We start from the raw sequence: 26,857 nt of genomic DNA, 5'->3' as shown, positions 1-26,857 counted from the left end.
TGGGTCGGGGCCGGCTACGCGCTGCCATCACGGTGCGCGCTACTACCGTCGAAACGTCCGGTAGTCGACGACCGGCTACGCGCCCCCCGGTACGCCTCGACGGCAGCAGGCCACCGCGCAGCGATTTCCAAGAACCTGTCGGCCGGCCACCCGGCGGCAACGAACTCCGTGGCGCTGGAAGGCACGTTTATCTTGTTCAGTATATCGAAAATCGCGTTGTACACCTCCGACCTGGAAAGGCTACCGCGGCCCTTGTTCGCGAGATAGGCGCTGATACTTTCATATCCAACATCAGATGAATTATTGCGATGCTCGTAAAGGTACTCGAAAATCTCCTTCTCGAGCGTCGCCCAGGTCGGATTCGTCACCCGAGTCGACCATCGCGCGAGGCCACCGGACCGCACGAACTCGATTATGGCCTCCCGCTCGAGCCGACCCTGCACACCGTGCGCGAGCGCCGCAAGTGTAGCCCTCGGGTCCACGTCTTTGCGTACATCTTTGATCCAGTCGCCGTGGAGAATTCCGGCTCTCGCCAGTATCTCGGACACGGCGGCCCTGACCATAACCGGGGATACCCCTCCCAGTACTTCGCCATCGACCTCGGCACCGGTCAGAGCGTTGGCAACCTCTGCATAATACTCTTTATTCGGTATTCGATAATTCGGGTGAACGTGAAAATAGTCGAACACGGCCCGATCCAGGGCGCTCGGGCGCAACGGAAGGATATCGAGTCGGCTTTGCTCAATCCGTCCTGGATACTTCAGTGCGAATCTTTCTATTTGCAGTACCTTACTCGAACCACGCGTAGTAGGACGCTCGAGTCGCGCGGACGCGTACACGCCTTGCACGCAAGCGTCCACCTGAGCCTTAACCAGATCGGGAAATCCATTTTCTTTGAGGTGATCCAGGATGTCCTGATTCGTGTAACCCTGGATGATGCAGTGGGCTACCCAGCCTTCCATATCGGCGCGAGTGCCAGCCGGCGGCACCTCGGTGTGGTCCCCACCGAGTGGCGCACCACTGTCGGCCAGGGCCCTGGCCGTGTCGTGCTCCTCGGCGGACGCCCATGTTGCGGCGGCGGTCAGCGGAGTCGGGTAATGGATTTCGATTCGCGTGGTCGCAACCGCCGATAGGTGCCCGATCAAATATCCCGCAGCGTTTTGAATATCGCCCTCGAACGTTTGCACCCATTGTCCCGAATGACCGTCGTCCCGGTAATTCGCGGTGATCCAGCCGTTCCCGGAAACAGTGATCAGCAGAGTTCCGGAATCATCGATGATATGAACGAGCGTGCCGGGCGAATATAGACCGAATTCAGCGTCGAATCGGAAATGGTTCGGAAACTCCTCGAGGCTGCCATGGAATACTTGGACGTGCGGCCCGCTTTGCCCGCCCGACTCCGGATAACTGCCCGATTCGAAGCCCGCCGAGTAGCCCATACCGTCCTCGGTAGGTGGCGCGCCGATCAGCGCCCCGTTGAGGACGCGCACACCGTCCGAGAAACCCGCAAGAGTTCGCACACTCCCGTCATCGGCGTAGACGATCGCAAGCACCGAACGACTACGCGCGATGGGATGGTCCGTCAAAGCGTGGTCGCCGCTCGTCGGATCATGCACCCATAGCTCTTCGTCCTGCTTGTAGAGCACCACGGCATGCGCACCGATGCGGCGAGCAACCGGATCGCCATGGACATCGATGACAAGACTCAAAGCGCGAGGCCCGAGAACACGAAGTTCGGCGACCACGGGCGCCAGCGAGCCGACCGATTGCAACGGTGCGGCAGCGGCGTCTACAAAATCCTCACCATGCATACCGGGCAACCCGACACTCACCTCCGACGGCCGAATCGGGGTGTCGGGATTCTTGTTCGCGGCGTACCGGAGAGCCAATGGCCCACAGTTTCCGCGGACGACCGACGTGCCGGACTCCGAGACATACGCTGCGGACCCGTCCTCAACAGAGGCACCGGCGCCGGGTTCGCTGGTCGGGGTGGGCCGGTAAGGCAGCCCTATTGGTGCGCTGGAGTCACTGACCTCTGCACCACGCTCCCGTTCCATCTGTGGTGCCGCGGATCCAGCTGGCGCAGCGGCGAATACGCGGTCGATGTAGTCGACTTCGTCCGGCAGCCCGGCATGGAGATCCGCGACCAAGTCCCTGCCCGGATACGCGGCGTGCACCGCCGCCACCGTGCGCGGGTCCAACCGTGCGACCAGAGCCAGCGCGGCCTGTGGCGATGGAGCGCCCCACACCGCCGCGGCGTAGGCACTGATTTCCGACGGTTCCTCGATGCGCGGCAACGCCGGTGTGTCGTCGGGCAACTCGACGTCCGGCTCCCCGCCCAGGGGCTGCCCGAACCGTCGGACGGCCTGATTCGAGTCCTCTTCGCCGGGTTCCACCTCGGCTTTCAGGACGGTGACGGTGGGGTCGGACTGATCCACCTCGATGATTCGGTAGCGCGTGTTGCGCGCCAATACGAGTTCGTTCTGGTGTGGGTAATCACCATCTTTGCCGATGTAGATCCCGCGGGTTCCGGGTGGCACGATCAATTCCAGCCGGAATTTGATGACGCGGCTCTTGTGCACCGTTTCCGCGGTTATCGACGTGGACAGCAAGGCGGGATCCGTTTGGGGCACGCCGCAGAGCAGGCTGAGATCCTGCCTGCTGCCGAGTGCGGTGCCGTCCTGGGTGAGCAGGAAGTCGATGTCCTCGAGCGCGCGCAGCACGCGAATCGGCTGTGTCAGGGGCAGTGGCCGGTCGGTCGCGAGGTCCAGCAGGACGATATGATCCCGAATCGCCTTGGGGCTCCAGGGAACTTGGAAATATTCCTGATAGTACTCGTTGAACTCGCGGTACTGGTCGGCGTCGGCGCTGATCTCATCCCATCGAGCTGTGGGGCGATGGGCGGCGAGGATCTCGTCGAGCATCAGCAGTTCCCGCGATTCGGTGTCGGTGCGGTCGGATGCGCTGCGCAGCGCGTTGCGGCGGGCCCGCAGCAGGACGACATTCAGGTTCGGCCGATGGGTTGGGTTCACGCATTCTTCGATTTCAGCGTGGCGCCGCAATCGGTCGAACTGTTCGATGAGTTCGTCGTCCGAGAAATGCCGCAGAATGTCGTTGGTGTGCTGGGATTCCTCGTACGCGCGCAGCGCGACCTGTTGTTCGCGCGGCAGTTCGTCCCAGCGGCGCAGCTGCTGGGAACCGAAGTTGGCGCCGGCCTCGTCGGTGTCGAATACGCGTACGCCGTTTTCATCGATACGGCCTTGGTTCTCCGTATCCGGCCCCACTTCGGCCTGCACCCGGAAACCGGCACCGTCCGGGTAAATGCCGGTGATGTGCAGCGGCGAGTCGTGCGGCAGCAGCATCTTCGGATGGGTGGCGTCGCCGAACAGCATGATCTGCGGCTGCCCGGCGACGGCGGAGAACAATGTCTGTGCATCATCGGAATCGGAGAAGAGCAGGCCGCGTGCCCCGGGGCGCACGGTCAGCTCGAGCCGGTGCCGAGTCTGTTGCGGGGGCGCCGAATCCGCGAGAGCGCCGACGGTGAGAGCTTGCCGCCGGACCGTGGTACCGATCGCTGCGGCATGAAGAAGTGGATCCGACGGCAGGAGATCGAGGGCATCCAGATCGTGCACTATGTACAACTTCTTCGTGATCGATAGTGGTTTGTCTATCAACGCACTCACCATCTGGGCACGTCGCCGGAACGCGTCGAGATCGAAAGGCCGCCCGAACCGGTCGTGGAAATGCGCGTCCAGTTGGGCGCGAAGGCCCTCGGCGTTCAGATCTTCCAGCCGTTCCGCCGCCACGCCTCCCGCGGCCAGAACCCGTTGCACCACATCGTATTCCGCAACGTGCGTACGCACCGCATCTTGCTGCTCGACCGGCAGTTCCTCCCATTCACGCAACTGGCTGCCGATAGGTTGGTGAGGCACCATCGCGAAATCCATCGGTCCGCGGGGGCTGCCCGCAGCGGGGGCCGAGGTGGTGTGGAGATCTGGAGCACCGATCCCTGGTTGGGGTGCTGCGGCATCGAATGGCGCGCCGATAAGAGCGTCACCGAGAACGAGGGCACCGTCGTCGGGATGACCCGCGATGGGCTGCGGGCCGCTGCCCGGGCCGTACACGATCACGAGCCATGCCCGAGCCTCGGCGAAGACGTGCCGTTCCAAGGGTTGGTCGATCCGAGTTTCTGGATCGTAAACCCACAGCGCCCCGCCGCGATTGTGCATCACGATGACATGGGCACCGAAACCCCGCGCATCGACACCGACGTGTGCACCGACCGCAAGACTCAACGAACCAGGACCGAGCATACGAAGCCGGCCGACGGCCGGAACGAGAGTACTGAAGGGTTGCAGTCGCGCACCGGCACCGAACTCGAACTGCGGACCAGTCATACCGGACAACCCGACCGACGCCCCCGGTGACCGAATCCCAGCGGCGGGATTCAACCCAGCGGCATACTCGAGAGCCCGCACTCCGCAATCCCCTGGCGACGGCCGGATCGGACCACCGACACCGGAACCCGAACCAGAGATCACCCGACCGACCGGCCCCGAGTTCGCAATACCACCGGGATGAACGCTACTGCCGTCGATATTCCGTCCGCCGACCACGCTCGCCGGACGCGACCCAGGCGGTGCCCGCCATTGCCGAGCCCCACCGGCCCTGCGGAACGCGGCGACCGTCTCGGCATCGATCCGCCCCCCGAGACTGTGCGCCAGCGCCACCACAGTCTCCCTGAGGTTATGCCGCCCACGACTGTCGCGCTTCCACTCACTCCGCAAAATCCCAGCCCTGGACAGTATCGACCTGCCCGCGGTCTTCGCCGTGTCTTTGGATACCCGGGCGAGCGTTTTACCGTCTACGTGTTGACCCTCGACAGCTGCGCCGACCTCATTAAAGAAATCCACGCTGGGTGCATCGTCGTCCGAATGATCGTAAATGTATTCGAATACGGCCTTTTCCAGTGGACTCAACCGCAGCGGAAGCGCGTCGAGAGTTTCTTGATCGATCTGCCCCTCGAAACTCGCCTTGAACGCTTCGAGCACCATTCCCGGATCACGGGCAACACTTGCCGTGCGCTCGATTCCCGCCGAAGCGTAGGAAGAATTGACGAGGAAGGTGACTTCCGCGATCTCGAGATCGGAAAAGCCATTGCGATTGAGATGTTCCAGAATATCCCAATCTGTATAGCCTTTGGCTATGCCATGAATGATCCAGTATTCCTTGTCGGTAGCGACGTGGCGCCTTCCGACGTCAACGTTCGATGGCTGCTGCGGATCCCGGCCACGATCACCGGGGTTCGATTCGCGGTACGGCCGCGAAGATCCATCGCCTGGCACGGGTGCTGATGTGAAGTGCCCGGGTGCCGCTGTGTATTCCGATGGCACACCGCCCAGCCCGACCCGTGTGGGTCTACCAGTCGGGGGTGGCGCAGCATGCGCTGTCGTCGGGGTTGGGGCGACAGCCTCTGTGCTGGTGGGGGTTTCGGACCCGTAGAGGCCGTAGGCGGCGGGGCCGCCTATCGCGAGACTGTCGAATTTCGGTAGGTGTTCGAGATCGACTGCGACGACGCCGTAGTCGGGAATCGTGCCATCGGGCGGATCCTTGCGGTTCCAGTCATACTGCCATCTGGTGCTGCCCGCGGGTTTACGCATCTTGATGCCGGCCGTCGAAGTCCAGCGCTGCTCGCCGTCCGCGTCGCGCCAGTATCTGCCGGAGTCTTTGGAGAACCGCTCCTGGCCGCCGTCCTGATCCTCGCGGACGCGGGTGCCGTCCGAGCGGGTGGTGTAGCGGGATTCGGTAGCGGGCAAACGGTATTCGACACCTTTCACCGGGGTGGGGTAGTCACCATTGCTTGCCCAGGGGTTTCTGAGCAGGAGCCCGATCGGTTTGCCCTGCTCGTCCCGGAGTACGTCGAGAACCGCGTACGCGTGCATGCCCACCAGACCCGGTACAGCCGTTGTGTTTTCGCGACCTTGCCCGAACTGGTAGGTGCCGATGGTGACTACGCCGCGCCGCAGTGCCCAGGCGATCCGGCCGGCGATGGCTTCGGCGACGAATTTGTACCGAGCGGGGAGCATCCTGCGCTCGGCCGGTCCGCCGTACATCGCGGTGAAATAGCTCATCAGGGAGTCTTTTTCGACTTCCCATTGCGCTGGGAACCGATTATCGAGATAACGGCGGAATCCGGCGGGCACGCGCAGTTCCTCGGTGCGCATGAACTCATCCCACGCCGACGAGCGGGCGGCGGCACTGCCGGCGCGGTCGTCCGGATGCTTGGTTGGGTCGTCGGGGTGGTCTGCGGCTATCGCTTCCCATGCCTCGTTACGTAGCGCCAGCCGTATGGGCTCGAAATCATCGAGGACGTCCGCGACGAGGGTGTGGAAGGCGGGATCGCCACCGATGATCTTTCCCAGGGTCTCGAGGTCGAGATGCAACCGGTAGGCACGGTCCTCCACAACGCGCGAGGGCTGTGCCAATGCGCCGTCGCCGGAACGGTAGAAGCCCTTATCGAGGTGTGCGTAGGCACTCATCGTGTTCATGACCGAGGTGACAGGCACGTAGTAACTGCGGAACCCGCCGAAGTATTGAGCGAACGCTTTTGCGATTATGGCCGGCCACAACGGTTCTCCCGGTTCGTGGTAGATGTAGTGGCCGAGGCCGGTTCCGGGTGTGACGTGGATGTCCTTCGTGACCAGTTCCCAGTGGATGCGGTATCCGTTGCCGTCCTTGACGCGCAGCCGGACGTAGACGGTGCCGTCACCGTTGTCGTGCACCATCTCTTCGAGCGACTTCGGGTCACGATGGGCGATCCGCTGAAGCGGTGCAATAAATGAGCAATAGCCGGCCTTTCCCTGCCGCGCGTCTTGTGGTTGCGGTCCATATGGGCCGAACAACTTCTCCGTGCTGCGGTCGGCGAGTTCCGGTGTCTGGGGCAGGACGTCGTACGGCACTTGGGCCCGCAACCACTGGAGTTGCTCCGGATGCGCGATGGTCCGCGCATCCCCTGATGTGGGCCAGACAAGGAGGTAGTCTCCGTGCGCCACTGTGATGACACCTTCACCACCTTGGCTGTCATGACCGAGGATTCGGATTTCGCCGGTGGTATCCCACTCCACCGTGCCGCGGGCCGCAGCGGTGCCGGGCCGGTAGTGGAAATCCTCGGCCAGCGCCTCTGGAACCGTGACGTGCTCGCCGTCCGACAGGATCATGTCGTAGTAGGGGCGAGTTCCGTCCGCCGGGACGATCAGATTCGCCTCCGCCTGACCCGAGGCCGGTAGTGTGACGACCTCGCCGTTATCGTTCACCAGCGTGAGAGCGGCCCCGCCATCGGTATGGGCGATGTGCGCGGTGGTGATCGGAAGTGTCATCGCCGGAAACTTATGTGTTTTGAGGTTCTCCCGGTGCTGGGCCGGGGTCGGCGGTCGCAGATCGTCGGTGTCGAGTCGCGTGCGCGCCGTCCGGCCGTAGCGTTCGTACGGGTCCGACTGAAGAGAGGCCAGCAAATCGTCGCCGAAGTAGGTGTCATCCCCCTCTGGCTCGAACGACGGCGTGGTGCGGGCGGTGCCATCGGTTCCCGAAGGGGCGCTGGGCGATTGGTCGCTGTGCACACCCTCGTAGGGTGCGCCGATGCGGATGTCCCGGGGGAATTCCGGGATCGCTTCGCCACGCAGCCGAACGGGTCGCGTCGGGTTGCCGGTGGGGGAGTAGAGGACGGCGAAGACGCTGGCGGCGCTGCCCTGTCCAGGGAGGCGATGCGCCGGATCGGCGGCGTCACGGACGACGATGACGCCGCGGTCGTTGACCATCCGATAGGCGTGTGCGCCTATGCCGTTCGCGTTGACGGCCGGATGCACGCCGACGACCAGGGCTTGGGCGCCGGGGCCGAGAATTTGCAGTTGCTTGGCGATCCGGTGTTCGTCGGCGTAGCCGCGCAGTTTGCCGCCCGCGGCCTTCTCGGCTTCGCGCCGGGAGCGGCCTGGCAAGTGTCGCTTCGAGCGGAAAGGCAGTCCGGTCGACCGGTAATTCGGCCGGATGGCGCGACTGTTGTTGTCGTGGTGGATGTCGGTGAGCGCGGTGGTGAGGCAGTCGAAGTCAGGCTCGGAACCGTAGGCGGCGATGGCTGGTGCGTCGGAAGCAACCGTGTGGGCAGCCGTGCCGTCGCCGGAGACAGTGCGCCCGGTGGCGCCGCTGGCCGAAGTCGTTGCACTGCTGGCAGATCGGCGCACGAGCCGGTGGAAGACCGTGCGGAGCTGACGGGCTGCGCTGCCATCGGTCGACGTAGCGCGCGGCGCTGTCGTAGCGTCGCGCGGATCGCCCTGCTCCCGGAGGCGCGAGACGAAGTCCCGCATCCGTTGCAGTGCGTGGGATCTGCGGGAAGCTGGCGCGGCCTGGGGATGGGCGGGTGTGCTGCCGTCGGTTCCAGCGTGTGAGTTTCGCCGCTCGGAGGTGGACGTTGTTGTGCTGTCTTGTGGCTGGGAAGCGTCACCGGTGTCCGGGGTAGCGACAACCTGGTCGGCGTGTGCCGCCGGTTCGAGCTCGGGCGCGTCGTAAACGAGATCGGCGACGTCCTCGAACTGCCCCGGCGGTCGGGTCATGTGTGTCATCTCGACAGGGCGTGTCATCTCGTCCGGACCCAATTGCGCAGCCGGCCTCGATGTTTCGCCGCCCTGGTCGTGCGTGCGGATGCTGGGGTCGCTCTTCGAGCGGCGCAGGGTGTGCGCGTCCCATCCAGCACCGGACAGGTCGAAGGTGTCGGGCATTGCGGTCCGCACTCGCGATCCGGACGACAACCGCTTCCGCCCGGCGGGCTCGTCCTGCTGTTCCCGTGGCTCGGAAACACGCCTGCCCGGAAGGTCGACAGCGAACGTGTGCGGAAGCCCGCTCTGGCTGGCGGTTTCGGCTTCCTGCGCCTGCTGTGTCTCGCTCGGCCCGGACAGCTCCTCGAAAAGTGCGGGACCACGGTTCAACTCGTCGGCGCCGTGCACCGATTCGTTGTCGTCCCACTGCAATGCGGATCGAATGTTGCCCAGACTGATCGGCTGCGCCGGGTGGGTCTGCTCGTCCGTGATCGGCTCGCGGACAAGGGATTCCTGGGACCCGGCGGGGAGGTTGGTGTCGATGCTGTGGACCGAGGCGCTGTCGGTCGGCGACTGAGGCCGGGAGGGCGTGGCGGGGTCCGGCTGTCCGGCGTCGAAAGTGTCGTCCGGTTCGCGCTCGAGCAGCGAGGATCCTCCGCCTGGCACGGGTGCTGATACAAAGTGTCCGCGCAGGACGAAAAGGTCCGGATGGTGAAACGAATCGAAGGGGTCTGTGCCGATTCCGGTGATGACATACGGAGTGTTGCTCGCGAACAACAGCTCGTTCTCGTGTGCGTTCTTTTCGAGGCCGTCGCGACCAAGATAGATTCCGCGCAGTTCCATGCCCGCTGGAACCACGAGTTCGAGGCGGAAGTTCGGGTCGGTGCTGAGTTCGAAGAATTCGGGGTTCAGGGAGGTGGACAAGAGTCCGCCATCCCGCTGGATGCGACCTCGAAGCAGACCGAGATCTTTGCGCCCGTCGAGCGTATTACCGTGTTCGTCGATAGCCATGAAGTCGACGTTGCCGAGTGCTCGGACGACGAGGAACGGTTTCGTCACCGGAAGTAGCTGGCTGGTTCCCTGGCCGAGCAGTTCGAGATATCGGCGGACATTTTCCAGCGTGGGCGGAGTAGCAAAATGTGTTCGATATGCTTTGACGAACCGGTCGTAGCTCTTTCCATCGACACGGATCTGCTCCCAGCGAGCCGACGGGCGGGGATGCTGCATAAGCTCGTTCAGCGCACGCAGCTTCCGAGTTTCCGAAGCACCGAGGTGTGCGTCCTCCAGTCTTCGCACCGTGCCACGGTCGGAGCCCGTGAGATCGTCAGCGTTCTTGTCCAGTAATAGCCGCAGCTCCTGCGCTTCGGCTGCCGAGCACCTGCTGATCAAACTCTCCCGGAGTCCATTCCTCGCCTCGATCAGCATACTGAGATTCGGCATCCAGGGGTGTCCTTCGACAAGCAGTTCCGAGATGGCGGCACAGCGCTGGAACCCAGCGAAGATTTCCTCGAGACTCGTGCCCGTACTGCGCAACAGCGCGTTGGTGACTGCGGCGGTTTGCTGGTAGGTCAGCAGCGCCGCGCGTACGTCCGGGGGCTGCTGGTGCATGGTGCGGAGCATCTTGTGCCCGAAGTCGGAACCGTCGCGGTCGCTGGTGAATACGCGCACATCACCGAGGGGCTGCGAAGCGGCCGGGGTGTCGAGGAACGAGGTATGCACCGTCACCGTCGACGAGCCGGTGCGCGACAGGGATGCGGTGAGTGCTGCGGAGCCGAATACGTGGACACTAGTCGTGCCGGGACGGTGGGTGATGAATTGCGTTATCGCCGCCCCCAGGCGGTCGGCGCGGTCACCGGCTGTCTCGGTGTCGTAGTCGATCCAGACGACAGTCGCGATGCCGGGATGGTCGCGGACGGTTTCGACGTGCAGGCCTGCGGCGCGGCCGGGCAGGTCGTACATCGAATCTGCGGAAGCGGCGGAATGTGCGTGCCAGTGCACTGTTGGTGCGTTGTCGACCGGCCCGAAAGCGATGACCATGCGGCCGTGACGACCCGACTCGTCCTGGACGAACGACAGTAGGTGCACAGCCGATGGCGTGCCACCGCGACGATCGGCAGCCACCCCTGCATTTCTTACTGCAGTCCGCAGGAACATGCGCGGTACGGCCAAGTTGTGCCGCCGTTCCCGTAGATGCGGTGGCAGCTTGTCGTCGGGTTCGTCGGCATTCTCCATGAACCAGTACTTCCGAAGGAGCAGATACTGGAGGTTGCGGGAGTTCCGAATCGAGACGGGCAGGACTTCGCTGTTGCGCAGTGCGGGGAACTTCTCGAACAGCCCGAGCATTTCTCGGTTGAACCAGCTGGTGAACAACAGATTGTCCCACCAGGTTCGCCCGCTGCCTGGGAAGGTGTAGGGCGAATCCAGCTCGTGCAGCTGCCGCACCACTTCCGGCGCGAGCTCGCCGCTGTCGTCCGCGAGTCCTTCGAGCCGGGCCACCTCGAGGTCGAAGAGCTTCTGGTTGAGTTTGTCCTCGAGGCCCATCGGAACGCTGGCACGCACACCCGGGAATTCGGTCAGCAGACGCAGCTGTTCAGCAGGCTCGAGATCGTCGAAACGCAGGTTGTTCCACCAGGTTTCACCGACATCCTGCCACCAGGCATCCGAGGCGCCGAAGCCGGCAGGCGGCGCGATGCCATCAGTTCCCGACGCAGCGCTGGACGATCGGTCGCTGTCCACACCCTCGTACGGTGCGCCGATGCGGGTCTGCTCGTCCGTGATCGGCTCGCGGACAAGGGATTCCTGGGACCCGGCGGGGAGGTTGGTGTCGATGCTGTGGACCGAGGCGCTGTCGGTCGGCGACTGAGGCCGGGAGGGCGTGGCGGGGTCCGGCTGTCCGGCGTCGAAAGTGTCGTCCGGTTCGCGCTCGAGCAGCGGCACGAGCTGGACGGAGCCGGTGGACTCGGCAGAGTCGGTGGACTCGGCGGAGGAGAAGGTCGGCGAAGCGGGTCGGGCGATCTCCGACGGCGGGCCTCGTGGCGCGTCGCTCGAGTCGCCTTGGTAGCCGCTGTCATCCTGCGAAGTCTCGCCGAGCTGACCGCTTCCCAGCGCGTCGGGCATTTCTTGCTGCCATGCCGTCGTCTGGTCGGCGGGCTGTTCTTCGCGCGGCTGGGGTTCCGGCTCGTCCTGAATCCGATGTTCCGTGCCCGGCGCGGTGTCTGCCTGCTGCTCGTCTGTCCCGGGCGCGGGCAGGCTCAGGTGTGGCTGGTCGGGATCGATGCCGCGACCGTGGAGCTGATCGCGCACCTCGGCGGCGAAGTCCTCGAATGTGCCGTGACGGTGCAGGTTCAGTGCCTCGAACAGCGCGAAGGACCGAGTCGTGCCGAAACCATGGGGCTGAATTTCCGCGCCGAACCCGACACCAGCCAAGACCTGTTCGGAGCCGGCGGGCACGTCCCAGTGGAACATCTCGGCGTGCTCGTCCTGGAACTCCCGCAACCACCCGACCACTCGCTCCACCGCGTCCAGATCGCTCACGTAGACGACGATCCCGTCCGCGCGTCGCTCCAGCGGGCCGAACACCTTCGCCCCGCCGACTCCCGGGAAGCGTTCGGGGTTGTCGATGACCTGGTGCACGAGGCGATCGATCACCGTGGAACGCGCGTCACCAGACGTATTCAGATAAATCTTGAAACCGTCGCCCTGGACCGGCAGTTCGGTCGAGTTCTGCCGGGCGAAATGCACGACCGGGATATTTCCCGGCGGCCAGTTGTCCGCATTTTCCGGGGTGAGGACACCGGCCTCGTCCATCGAACCGTGCTGCGCCGGCCCGGGTGTGCGCTGGGTGAGAATCCACGCCATATCGTTTCGGAAAGCACGCGGGTTCGCTGGTCGATCCCCGGCACCCCGGCTCACATACGCGTCGTAGATCTGGCCCGCCGTCGGCATCGACTCGCGAGCATCCCAGACGGCGTGCAGGAACGCGTCCAGACTCTCCCGCGACACCGTGGGAGGCTGCTGCCCGTTGTGGGAATAGCTGTGTGCCCGCAACGCTTTCAGGTCGTCGAACGACAAGTCCGGCCACTCGGGCCGCAGGGTGCGATACAACTCCTCCAGCGTGCGCGGCCGGTCGAAAATGCCCTCGCCTTCATCGAAGACGCCCTCGAATTCCTCGGTAGCGCGCAGCAACAGCGACTCCGTCCCGCGCGCCACCGACGACACCGGCGGCCGGGGGTCCGAGGACAGCGTTTGCGTGGGCTGCGGTACTGATTCGGTTGCGGAATCAGCCTGCTCGGGTGGCATCGCGTCCTCGAACGTGTCGGCGGACCGCACGGTGCCGTCGGGCGCGGAAATGGTGATGGTGGGCGGTGTGCGCGGGCGGTCCGTGGATACTTGCGGCTCGTTTTCCGATGGTGTGATGACGGAGACCGGCACTGCCGCAGGGGTTTCGGTGCTCGACCGGTCCGCTTCGGTGCTGTGCGCCGACTCGCTGTCGGTCGGTGTCTGTGGCCGCGACGAAATGAGCGGCACATCAACGGGTGCGGGCTCCGCCGTGGCGGGTGCTTCAGCCATATCGACGGCAAGGTAATAGTGCTCGCCTTGGGTGAGAACCACCGTGGGCGGCTTTTCACGGGCGGCCCCGGTGTAGCTGGATTCGCTGATACCTCGACCGCTAACGGAATACACCGTGAGCGGCAGGTCGAACAATCCTGACGCTACGAACATGACCACGTCAGCCGAATCGTGCTCGTACGTTCTGAGCTGGCGGAGGCGATCGATGTCTGCTCCGGTGACACCGAAGCTCGATAGTTCGCCAAGTTGCTCGTGCATCCGGTCGGTGATACCGATCCGCAGTCCCTGAATTCGGCGGGCGAGTTCTGCTCCGGTGAAGTGCTGGCCCGGGAACAGGACGGCATGTAGGACGCGGAACATGCAGTCCAGATCTTTTGGCGGGGACAGCCACGCCCTCTCATCGATATCGCGGCTGCCGGTCTCGAACCGGGCCTCGCGGAATGATCCGCCGTATCCGGAGTAATCCTGGAGTGTCCCGTCGGAGCGCTTGTCGTATCCAGGACCCAGCTCGAGTTCGTGCGCGCGGGCCATCCAATCGTTCAGTGCCGCATCCAGATCGGTAATCGGCTCCAGTGGCGCCGGGTCTGGGTTCTCGGAGAACGCACCGAGTTCCTGCTCCGTGGTGTGCTGCGCGGCGACGGGAGTATCCGGCACCACCGGGCGTTCCGTCGGCTCGGTCGAGTCCGGTGTCACAGCAGGATCGGTGCTCTGTGCGGACTGCTTCGCAGATTCGTGGGTGTCGGTGGGCTGCGCCGACTCGGACTCGAGCTTCGGTGCGGGATCGGGCTCCGTGGTTTCCTGCTCGGCGATGGACGCATCCGGAGTTGCCGGCCGACTCGTCGAGTCGACCGAATGGTCGAGTGGCACAGCAGAATCGGTGGGCTCGATGCTCTGATCCGGTTGTTTCGCAGTTTCCGGGGCGGTGGTCTGCTCGGGGGTGGCGGGGGCCGGGGTCGGCTCGAGCGGTGTGCGCAACGCACCGGTGGTGCGGGTGACGGCGTTGCCGATGACCCACAGGCTGCCCTTGGGGCCGATGAGCTTGATCAGCAGGATGGTCCACGCGCGGTGGTTGTCCGAGCCGAGCCCGTCGGCGTTCAGTGCCGCGGTGCCGATGCGGGTGAGTGCGCGGCGTTGGTTGCCGACCTTTCTGGACATGCCGTGGCCTTTGGCGCCGCCGCCGAGGGGCAAGCCCGCGGGGGCGCCGCGATTGCTGGCATCCGCGGTGGCGGGGACGCTCACACCGATGGTGGGCATGAAGGTGTTGGTCTGGCTTGCCTCGGACTCGAAACTCTCCGACGTGACCTCCATGCCGTCCAGCGCGATTGTCCCGCTGGTGCGGTCGATCTCGGGCGAGTAGAGCGTCACCTCGGCGGTGATGTCGGTGACCCGCCGGCCACGGGGGTGTGCCGTCGGGATCGGCAGAATTCGGTCCGACGCGTCGACATTGTCGAGGAATGCGGCGATGGACCCGGGGCCGAGCACGGTCGGCAGACCGGTCCAGGCGAGCGTGTTCAAGACCTGGAGCGCGCTCTCGACGGACCGGGTCCGGTGGTTGGCCTCGACCGAGGGGGCAACGGCACGCAGCGCTCGGTCGAGCTGATCGATCGCGTCGAACCAGTAGAGCTGGATCGGCCTGCTCGGCACCCACGGCTGCGCGAGCAAGGGGCCGAGCCCGGCCGGCCTCTCCATCTCGAGCGCCACAGTTCCCGCGGGCGGGGTTGGGCGGGGGACCGACGGATCGGCTTTGAAGATGTCGGGCCTGACGCGGCGCAGGACGGTGTCGCTGTCGCCGGCGGTTCTCGCGTCGTCGACATGGAACTGGATGTGGTTGACGGAATTGACGGATTTCGAGACGGAGCCATTCGGTCGGCCCCACTGCGAGGTATCCAGTCCCAGTAGGACTCCCGCCGTCGCTGCGGCGAGGCGCGTCAGGTAGGTCGCATGCGCACCATCGAGGAGCCACGATCTGACCGTTACCGTGTACACGTAGGGCACCGGGAATCGCGCGGTGTGGTCGCCGCGCAGCCAGGAACTCAGCACTCGGCTGGAATCCCTGGCGCCACTGGCGCTTCCGGTGCCTTTGACGGCGAAGCTGAAGGTGGGGCGTACGCCGCCTTCCACTTGGAAGCTGGGGTTGAAGCTCCACTGATCGTCACCGCTTCGGCCGGCGCCTACCGCCGTATCCCTGCCGCCCAGCGCGTTGCCGTGGGCGGTCGTGTGCAGGAAATTGGTTTCCAGCGCAACGCCATTGGGCAGCCTCCGCCCGCGGATCCGGCCGAGATCGGCTTTGGGATGTGGCCGCGCTTCGAAGGCCACCTCGACCAGGCGCGGCACGAACGGGTAGCTGCGGTCGACGAACGCGAACGACTTGGTGCCCGGTCCGTTGGCGAGGGTGCGGGTGCCGAAAATCGAGGTGTGCTTGTTGATCTGTGCCACGACTCCGCGGAAGTGATTGGCAGAGCTGGGATCGAGCACACCAGGCGCCACCGATTCCACCAATTTCTTGGTAGCCGCTTTGAAGTCGTCGTGTCCCCCTTCGATGTTCGCTTTGATGACGTTGCCGTAAGTGAGGGCGCCGTTGCTCAGGATGTAGCCGATCGGCAGGAACAGATCGGCCCGCTGCTGCTTGACGATCTTGTGCACGCCGCTCTCCCGGACCAGGCGGGCGAGGTGGGGATGCAGATGTAAATCCTTGTCGTACAACAGGAATTCTGTCCCGTTGGGATCGTCGACGACCAGGGTGTTGTCGCCATAGGAGGTCGGCTCCGCTGCTCCAACGAGGATCCGCGCCATGTCCGTCAGATATCTCACCGCTTTGGAGCGGCGGTGCACCATGGCGGCGAGATCTTTCCCAGTACCCGTGATGAGGTTGCGGGTACCGGTCTCGACGGTGACCACGTGCACTACCCGCGCGGTGAACCGATAGGCCTCGCCGCGCGGTCCCGCCGGGTTCGTTCCGGCCGCGTTGACGGCGATCGTCGTTATCCGATTGGTGCCGATGGTTTCGGCGGCCGTGGCATGCCGCGGGCGGGAGAACGCGTGCTGGTAGGTCCCGCCGGGAATGGTGCTGTGGTCGGCTTCGGTGCCGAGGCGCTGTGTGCCGCTGAGGCCGAACTGGTCGCTGTGCACAGTTTCCGATTTCTCGTCCGCATGGTCTTGGGATGGCGACCAGTTCTCGGTGTTGATCTTCGCCGACTTCGGCAGCACCGCAATGTCGGTGAGGTACGACTCGAGTCGAACGACGTAGTCGGTGCCCGCGACGACGCCCGCGGTGCCGATGCCCTCGATCTCGTCGGAGCCGTGTGAGGTCTGCACCAGCGATGCCAGCTGAGCTTGCGGAGAGAAGGCGGTGTGAATGATTTGGTACGGCGCTGACTCCGGGTTGGCGGTGCGGCCGCCGAAAGATTGTTCCCAGACCCAGTTACCGCCGACGGCGATCTTGTTGATCCCCCATTCGACCCAGCCTTGGCGTACGTCGGGTTCGGATTCGGGGTCGCTGAGTGCCCGCGACGCATCGTGCAGCGCGCCCGCGGGATCGGTGACGATGATCGTCGGCACGTCTGATGGCAGCGTGTCGGTCCGGCGAGGCGTGGTCTGCTCAGGTGACTCGACGGGGAATGCACCGGGTATCTGTGTGTGCGGAGGCGCGGTCTCGGTACCGGGTACTGGGAGAACGGTGTGCAGCGCGCCGGATGGATCGGTGACGACGACCATGGGAATTTCCGCGGCCGGGAGGTCGGCGGCAGGCAGGCTGGACTGCTCTGGCTCGGCTGCCGGTTGCGGATTCCAACGCGGAAGGACCGCACCCTCTTCGGGATCGACTGGGAATGCTCCCGGTATTGTCGGCTCGACCTGCTCGACCTGCTCGGTATCGAACCTCGTTCCGTTGACGAGAGCGAAAACGGCCTGACGGATTTTCGTGCTGAAGCCGGCGTCGAGGACGACCGCCTGCTCGGGAAGGCCTCGGGTCGGTGCCGCGAGGTGATCGATGTCCTCGTCCGTGATCCTCCGAATGGTCGCGACCGGAGGCGGGGATGGGTCGGCCGACTCTGCGTCCTCCGTGCGATAGGTGGGCACATTGAGGTGGACCTCGCCCGCACTGCGCATCAAGTCCGGGTCCTCGCCATCGCTGTAGGAGATCTCCATCCAATGCACGACAGGTACCCTGAAGTTTTGTGTGCCGTCGTTGGCGGGGCTGATGATCATATTCGTGGCGCCGGTATCGAAGCCATATGTCGCACCCGCCGACGAGTGGTACGCGTGGACATAACTCGGCGTCACGCTGGCAAGGATTTGATTGCTCGGCACATCGAACGGGTTGGTGATCGCCACATTTCCGCCGCCGTTCCAATTCGCCTGTAGCGAGGTGGCGTCGGACTGCGTGCTGCCGGGCAGGTTGATCCCTGCCCGGTTCTGTGTCTGGAATTTGGGCAGCGTCAGGTCATGGCTGACGCCGTCGTTCGGGCGGTCCGGGGAAGCGTAGTAGCGTTTCGTGACAATCCTGATCGAAATACTCTCGGTACCGAATCGGCCGGGCTTTTTGAACCACTCGATGGTGCCGCCGTCGAGCGTGAGATTCGTTTCGTCTACTTCGCCGTCGATCATCTCCGGGAAAGCGGCGACCAGGTCGGACTGTGCCTTCATTCGCTCGAATGCAGCGATATTGTTTTCGCGGGCGGTCGCGAGTGCCTTCTGTTCGACCAGGTCCAACACGCCCGGGTCATCGTGTTCGCTCGAGAAAAAGCCGGTCTCGGACAGGAACTTTTCGGCGCCGGCGAACAAGGGAGCGGTGCCGGTGACCCGGAACGGGGTGGTGTCGAGGCTCAGTTGACGCAAATGCAACAGCTTCGGTGACAGGTACCGAATGGGCGGCGGCTTTTCGCCCGGGGTTTCCTTTGTTTCCGGAGAGCGGGTTTCGGTCGGTTGCTTGGCCGGGGGTTCCTTGGATGGCGGAGGCGGCGTCGCGGTCGGTTTGGTGCCCAGGGCTCCCTGCGGCGGTACCAGCATGTTGGTCGGGTAGGTTGTCCCGTCGGCCAGTGGTGTTCCCGCCGCGGGCCCGAAACGCTTGCCGTCCCGGACCAGAACGAGATGGACGCGCATGCGGGGCGTCGTGTGCAGCATATCGTCGTGCAGGCGCAGCGAACGAGAGGTGTGCGCCTTCCTGCCGTAGCTGAGGGAATGGCTGGAATGGTCGGCTACGCCACCTCGGGGGAAAGTGATCTGGCCGCCGCGCCTGGGGAATTTGGTCTCAGGAAAGGCCGGCCCCTCACCGAGGGTTGTGGTGAATGCCGGGTGCGTACCGGACTCATTGGTGATTGTCGACTTGCCAGTCACGCCCAGCTCGCGGAGGGTATAGACTTCCAAGCCGAATTTTTCATGGGTAGGGCCGGTGAGTTCAGTGCCTCCTTCGAAATCGACCCGCATCAAGAAGAAGCCGAGCGATTTGTTATTCGAGTCCATCCAGGAGGGGGAGGGCAGCCATCCATCCAGCATCAACGGAATATTGCCCAGAATGTTCTCTTCTTTGAAGAAATCCATCAGGTCGCCGAGGGAATCGTCGGAGATGCCTACGAGTCGTTCGCGGAATCCCTGGAATACGGCGATAAGCAGTTCGTCGTGGTTCGGCATGCTGAGTGCCGAGTAGAAAGGGAACTCCGACAACGACGGACCGGTTTTCTGGGTTTGCTCGGGATGTAAGACCGCCGGAACTGTTTTCAAATTATTCGGATCGACGCGTGGCAGTTCGGTATTGTCGACCAGGAATTTCGGAATCCAGATCAACAGTAGGTCGGGCGCCGCCCCGGCGATATCATGCCACACTTTCGCTGTGCTATCGCTCGGCAGGATATCGTCGATACCCTGGTTCAGGCTGAACTGCCATTCCTGTTCGTAAGTGTGCGGAATGGTCGGGCCCTTGCTCAACTTCTTGACTGTCGACTCGACCGTCGCGCCGGCCTCGATGCGCGTGGCGTACTGGTTCACGATGACCGAAGCTTGCGGTGTGAAATCGAGACTGCGCAGGCCGCGTTCGTACATCGGCTTTTTCGCACCGTAGGAACCCGAGAGCGATCGCAGGTCGTGTTCACTGGCGCTGTTGCTGATCGAGCTCCACCCGCGCGCGTAATGCCACAGCGCGACCGGCGGGCCGTTGCCTGGTGCGTCCCGGTCGCCGACCGGCGGGAGTTGCTCCGCGGCGGGCCGCGCGTTGCGCAGACGCAGGCGGATCGAAACGGGGAAGAGGCGGCCACGGTAGGTCACGCGCAGCGGCAAGCCCGACTTGGTGAGCAGCCGCGACCACTCGCTGCTGATCAGGCGGGGGGTGAGTACCCGGTTCAGCTCGGCCCGGAACTCCTTGTCCTCGCCATTGGTGCCGACCACCTGCCGGTACAGCTGCTCGCGCAGCCACTGGGCGGTCGTTTCCGGCACCGGGACGATATCGACGATTTCCTTCAGGCCGTCGCGCTGCGAACCCAGGTCCCGGACAATGTGATTCACCTGCCCGGTGCTGGCCGTGGTGGTCTCGATCAGCGCCGTGGATGTCGAACCCTGTGCTTGAGGGGCAGATTCGGTGATTGCGTCGGGCTCCTGCGGCGCGAGGGCGGTCACGGGCGGTGCGGCGGATTCGAGCTGCTCGTTTCCAAAACGCGGTACGCCTGAGGTTTCGTCGGCGGACGACGTGGCCTGGTGGTCGGCCGGACTGTCCGCTAGTTGAGCGGCGGAGCCGTCGTGCGTGGCGGGTGGGCTGGTCTCGACACCGGGTCCGTTGATAGACGGAACGGCCGTGGCGTTCCCGAACGCGAAGCGTGTGCCGGTGCCGCGGATGGACAGGTATCTGAATTTGGTCAGGTGGGTGGCGTCGAGGGTCAGGGTGCGGTCCGGGCCGTAGGTGAGTCCGTTGATCTTTTGCGGCACTGCGGGGTTGTCTATCCACGGATTGCGCAGGACGATGTCGATGCCGCCGGTAGCACCGGGACGTACGTCGACCACCGCATAGGAATGCGTGCCTAACAATCCTGGATATTTGGTGGTGTTCTCCGCATACGTGCCGAAGCTGTGAGTGTTCAGTACAACCTGGTCACCACGACCGCGCAGGAATCCGACCAGGTCGGAGAAGTGTTGCTGGACAACAGAGCTGGTCAGGGCGCGCTCGGGATCGCCGGATTGGTCGAGGTAGTCGAGTACGGCGGTGATCTCGGTTTGCCACAGCGTCCGCTCCGCCGGCTCCAGGTAGCGGTTCAAGAAGCCTCGGAAGGCGGTGACCGAGGCTGGTTTGCCCAGGTTCCAGATCGGCTCGAGCTGGCCGAGTCGTTGTGCGAAGGCGAATGCGGTCTCCGCGACGGCATTCGCACCGAGTCGCTCGATGAGCAGGTCGTAGAGCGTGTCGACACCGAAGCGCATCGGGTGCAGGAAGGTGGACAGGTCCATGCCGCGCACGGGTTGCGGGGCGGTTCCTTTCGCGTTCATCGCGTATGGCGGCAGCAATTGCCCCATCGCGTGCGCGGGCATCCCACCTTTAATCCGTGCGTAGTCCCCGCCGCGCCACACCGCGTACGCCTTTTCGATCAGGGCGGGCCACAACGCGCGGCGCGCGTCGTGGGCCGCATAGATCATCCGCCCGTCCGCGTCGGTGTAGAAGTGTTTGGTGATCCGCACCCACTGCGGAGCACCGTTTGCGGCGAAGAACCGCACGGCGACGGTGTCGTCGGGATATTCGACGATCATCTCTCTGATCGCGTGCGGGTTCTTTTCGGCGATGTCCATCAGCGGCGCGATCAGGTAGCAGTCCCCGCCGTTGCCCTGGGCCGCATCGGCGGGCACGGGTCCCGCAGCGCCGAAGACAGGACCGGATGCCTTCTTGATCATGCGGCCGAGTTGCCCGAGCGATTGCGCCGAGATCTGGGTCTTTCCCTCCAGCAAGAGTTCACCGCCGCTGCCGACAGTCAGCGAGACCGGCCCGCCGACCGGAGCATGGCGACCGGCGAGGTTCGGCGCCAACCACCGCAGTCCGGTGACTTCGTCGGCTGGTGTCGTGGGAGTCCTCCAGTGGTGGACACCGTCACTGCCCGGCGGAGTTCCCGTCAGCTCGTCGAGCAGGTTGCGGTGCACCGAGTGCCGTGCGGCCGTCGGCGCGTCACCGATCCACACCGTCAGCAGATCCGGGCTCGTTGGGTCGACCACACCGTGTAGCTCGTCACCGGGCCGGACAACGAGCGGCTCACCGTCCTGGTCGATGATGCTCAACCGCCCCGCCGGCACGGTGGTCGACGTGCCCGGCATCGGCGCGATCGGCGGCGGCTGAATAGGTGCACCGAACGGTCGTATCGACACCGTGGTAGCGGCATCGATATCAGGACGCAGTAACGCGAATGCCTTCTGCGCCAACGCCGCCCACAGCGGTTCGCCGTCGGTGTGCCCGGCGAACATCGGCAGTCCCGACGAATCAGATGTGTCGTGTAGCAGAGTCCGATCGATCCGCACCCACTTCGGCCGACCGGCGACGAAGAACCGTACTCCCACCGTCTGGTCGGGGTACTCGTGGAACATTTCCACCAAGGCCTGCGGATCCCGCACGGCCTCGCGACTGAGGTTGTTCATCAGCACCGCGTAGTCCGCTCGGGTCCCGGCCCGAACGTCCGAAGGCTGCGGCACCGGTTGCGTATTCCGCGTCGCGAACACCGGGCCGGTGTGCGCGACCATCGACGCGGCCGGGTTGTCCAAGCCCAACGCGTGCACAGCCTCAGACGGCAGCGTGACCCGCCAACTCAGGTTCTCGACGTATACCTCACCATCGTCCTCCGGCTCGATCGCCAATAGCTCGCCCACACCCGCCTGGACGGTCTTGTTCCCGTGGTAGAACAACAACTGAGTCAGCGGCCGACCATCGACGTCACGCTGTGGCGCACCCATCCGCACGCCACCGGGACCCATAGCCCATTCGAAGTAGCCGAGTAGTTCGGCGTGTACCGCATATGTCACCTGCGGATCCGAACTCAACCTGATCTGCGCGGTGCCCCGGGCCACTCGTCCGTCCCACTCGATCCTGTCGGCGGGCCCGACCACGGCAACATCCATGCCATTGCGGGCGATCAGCACCGTGTTTCCGGTATCCCCGATGATGCCCACACCCTGCACACCCAGATCCGGCGGCGGCACCGAGAACAACTTGGGCTCTTCATCAGGACCGACCTTGCCCTGGCCGCCAGAGTGCGCCGGGCCAGTGCTGTTGCCCGAAATACCCTCCGCCGCTACGTTTCCGGTGTCCAACACGGCCGCGACTCCGGTGGCACCCTCGCCGAGGTACGGTGCCGGGACGCCGGCGTAGCCAACGGGCGCCGACGATTCCGACGGTGCCAGTTGTGACTCGTAGCCGGGGACCTCATGGGGTCTGTTCGCGGGTCCTGGCAGGTGCTGTCGGTAGCTGGCCCCGTCCGTTTCGTCGGAGTCGTTGTTGTCGTGGTCGGTACCGGGACCGATGTGTGGTTCGGTGGTGGTTGTCACCGTGGGCCCGATCCGGCCGTGCAGGATGGTGATGTCGGGATTGTCGGGGTGTGTGCTGATGGAGTCCAGGACGTAAGGGGTTCCGCGAGCGCAGACGAGCTCGTTCAAGACCATAGGTGCGTCGTGGCCCAGATAAACACCCTGCGTGCCTGGCAGAACGACGAGGTCGAGGTAGAACTCGGGCTCGTCGTCGATGTGGACCGGCTCTTTGGTAATCGAGGTCGACATGTAGGCGTCAGCGGACTGAACGACACCCAGCACCTCACTCGGATCGCCTCCGTCGAGCGGGTCACCGTCGTGGTCCAGCAGGAAGTCGATATCCTCGACCGCACGCCAGACGCGGAACGGTCCGGTCGAGGGTAAGGGCTGCTTCGTCGCCTGATCGAGGAGCCTGATGTGCTCACGAACAGTATCGCTATCGAACGGTTTGTCGAAATAGCGTTGATACAAGTTCACGCACAGGCGATGAAAGTTCGCGTCGTTGCGGATCGTCTCCCAATACGTATCCGGGTACGGGTGATTCAGCAGCGCGTCGAGCGCACCCAGTTCCGCTGATTCGTCCTCCGTTCGACCGGCAACGGCTCGCAGCTGGTCTCCGCGGGCCTGCAAAACTTCGAAATCCAGAACATCGCCGACCACGCCCAATGCCGTGACCACTGATTCGATCTTCGCGTGCTGCGCGATCTGGGCAAGGGCTTCGTCACGTTCGGTCTCGGACAACCTCAACAAGTTGTTGACGAAAGAATGCTCCACATAAGCCGCCAACGCGGCACGTTCCTCCGGCGTTTGCCGGTCAAAAGTACGGAGCTGATGAAACCCGAAACTAGCACCAGCCTCGTTGGAATCAAAAACACGAACACCGTCATCGCGGACACGACCCTGAGCATCGGGATCATGAAGTTCCAATGTCTCATGAACCGCCCGCGCACGACGAGTCACATTTACAGAACCCGACACACCCTCAACACCCCACCCCTCCTCGCCAGCAACTTCACTGACAAACGAACCCACAGACAAGCGATCAACATCACTTTCAATCGACTCATCAGCCGACGACATAACCTCGTGGTCGACCGGACTGTCCGCCAGCGGAGCGGCGGGCTGGTCGGGTGTGGTGGGTGCGGCGGGCGAGCTGGTCTCGGGCGCGGGCGCGCTGTTCGGCGGTAGTTCGGTGGTGTTCCCGAATGCGAAGCGTGTGCCGGTGCCGCGGCTGGACAGGCGCGAGAACTTGGTCAAATGTGCGGCATCCAGGATGACGGTGCGGTCCGGGCCGTAGGTCAATCCATCGATCGTCTGCGGCACCACCGGGTTGTCGGCCCACGGATTGCGCAGCACGATCTCGATGCGGCCTGTCGCGCCGGAACGCACATCCACCACGTCATAGGTGTGTGTGCCCACCAGCCCTGGATACTTGGTTATGTTCTCCGCCCCCGTGCCGAAGCCGAGAGTGTTCAGCAGAATCTGGTCGCCGCGACCGCGCAGGAATCGGACCAGGTCGGAGAAGTGTTGCTGGACAACAGAACTGGTCATGGCTTGCTCGGGATCGTTGATCTGGCGCAGATAGTCGAGCACGGCGGTGATCTCGGACTGCCATTGCGCCTGTTCCTCCGGTTGCAGGTGGTAGCCCAGGAAATTCCGGAAGTGTTCGATGTCGAGCTTTCTGGCCACGTCGGCCCGGTCCCAGACCGGCTCGAGTTGGCCGAGTCGTTGCGCGAACGCGAATACCGTATCCGCAACAGCGTTTGCACCGAGCTGTTCCATGATCAGGTCATAGATGGTGTCCACACCGAACCGCATCGGGTGCAGGAAAGTGGCTAGATCGAGGCCGCGGACAGGCTGATGAGCGGTTCCGGTCGCGTTCAGCTCGTACGGCGGTAGCAGCTGCCCCATCACGTGCGCGGCGAATCCGCCCTTGATCATGGCGTAGTCACCGCCGCGCCAGATCGCGTAGGCCTTTTCGATCAAGGCGGGCCACAACGGGTTACGGCCGTCATTGGCCGCGTAGATCATCCGCCCGTTCGCGTCGGTGTAGAACTCTTTGGTGATCCGTACCCACTGCGGTACGCCGAGGGCGGTGAAGAACCGCACGGCAACGGTGCCGTCGGGATATTCGACGATCATGTCTCTGATCGCCTGCGGGTTGTTCTCGGCGATATCCATCAGCGGCGCGATCAGATAGCAGTCCCCGGCCTCGCCTTGGGTCGCGTCGGCGGGCGCGGGGCCCGCGGCACCGAAGACGGGACCGGACGCGCGCGCTATCGTGCGGCCGAGCTGTCGTAGCGCTTGCGGGGAAACCTGGGTGTTCCCGTCCAGCAGAAGCTCACCCCAACTGCCGACGCGCAGCGACACCGGCCCGCCGACCGGCGCATGGCGTGCAGCTTTGCTCGGTGCCAGCCAACGCAGTCCGGTGACTTCGACAGCGGGCGTCGTCGGCGTCGTCCAGTGGTAGACGCCGTCGCTCCCAGGCGGAAACACCGTCAGCTCACCGAACAGGTTGCGGTGCACCGAGTGCCGCGCGGCCGTCGGCTCGTCACCGATCCACACCGTGAGCAGATCCGGGCTCGCTGGATCGACCACACCATGTAGCTCGTCACCGGGCCGGACACTGAGCAGCTCACCGTCCTGATCGACGACGGTCAACCGGCCCGCCGGTGCGGTGATCGACGTGCCCGGCATCGGGGCGATCGGCGGCGGCTGGATAGGCGCGCCGAACGGGCGGATCGATACCGTGGTCGTGGCGTTGATATCCGGTCGCAGTAACGCGAATGCCTTCTGCGCCAAGACCGCCCACATCGGCTCACCATCGGTGTACCCGGCATACATCGGCTCGCCGGACGACTGCGACGTCTCGTGCGGCAGAGTCCGATCGAGCCGTACCCACTGCGGCTGACCGTCGACGAAGAACCGCACCGCGACCGTCTGGTCGGGGTACTCATGGAACATTTCCACCAAAGCCTGCGGATCCCGTACGGCCTCGCGGCTCAGGTTGTTCATCAGCACCGCGTAGTCCGCTCGGATCCCTTCCCGAGCATCTGAAGCCTGCGGCACCGGCCGCGAATTCCGCGTCGCGAACACCGGGCCGGTATGCGCGACCATCGACGCGGCCGGGCCGTTCAAGCCCAACGCGTGCACAGCGTTCGACGCCAGCGTCACCCGCCAACTCAGGTTCTCGACCGATACCGCACCGTCAGACTTCGGCTGGGTCGCCAATAGCTCGCCCGCACCCACCTCGACGACTGCATCCTGGTGGTAGAACAACAGCTGCGTCCGCTGCTGGTTATCCACGCGCCGTGGCGTGCCCACCCACGTGCCCGCGGGATCCTCAGTCCAGTCCCAGTAGTCGCGTCCGAGTAGTTCGGGACGCACCCGGTATGTCACCTGCGGATCCGAACTCACCCTGATCTGCGCGTTGTCCCGGCTTATTCTGTCCAACTCGATACTGTCGCCCGGCCCGACCACCACGGCATCTCGACCATTCCGGGCGATCAGCACTGTGTTCTCGGTATCCCCGATCACTCCCACACCCTGCACACCCAGATCCGGCGGCGGCACCGAGAACAACTTGGGCTGTTCGTCAGAATCGACCTTGCCGTTGTCATCGGAGTGCGCCGGGCGGGGGAGTGATTCCGCCGCTTCGGTTTCCGGCTCGGGCACGGCTTCGGTGGCACCGTCGCCGAGGTGCGGTGCCGGGCCGCCGACGTAGCCATCGGGCGCCGGCGATTCGGACGGTGCCAGTCGTGACTTCTGGACGAGTCCAAAGGGTCCGGCTTGACGGCTGAGCGGTGGTTGGTAGGCGGTGCTGCCGTCGGTGGTGGGGCGGGTTTGTGGTGCGGAAAAAGGTGTGATGAGTGCGAGGAAGGTGTGCTTGTCGAGTTGACCTTGCCGTGCCTGTTCATGTAATTCGGCGACCAGCAATTTTTCCTTGCCGACAACGGGCACGCTGTGCTCTGGATTTTTTTGGAAGATCCGCCGCAATAAGGCTGAAAAGTTATCCGCAGTGATACGTGGCCAGGTTGCCCTGAGCCTCATCAAGATATCACTGGGCTCTGTAATATTCGCCGCAAAGAGCTGGATGGTCACTTGCGATCGGTCGAGTTGCGGGCGAGGTACGTCTTCTGCGCAGGTGGCGACATAGTCAGGTGCGATCAGATTCAAGTCGTACGCAAGTGCAACGATCGCCGGAAAGTTGCTTACACCAGGTCTGG

Annotated in this window: 1 protein-coding gene; it reads right to left on the bottom strand. The window is 64.2% G+C overall.

The annotated features are described in order from the left end of the window. Positions 1–14: 14 nt before the first annotated feature. Entirely contained in the window at positions 15–26,732 is a 26,718-nt protein-coding gene (locus NBRGI_RS26525; RefSeq protein ID WP_148310956.1) for a C2 family cysteine protease, read from the bottom strand. Positions 26,733–26,857: the final 125 nt, after the last annotated feature.

This window comes from Nocardia brasiliensis IFM 10847 (assembly GCF_000710915.1).
GTDB classification, from domain to species: domain Bacteria; phylum Actinomycetota; class Actinomycetes; order Mycobacteriales; family Mycobacteriaceae; genus Nocardia; species Nocardia brasiliensis_A.
This window is presented reverse-complemented; position numbering and strand designations above follow the sequence as displayed.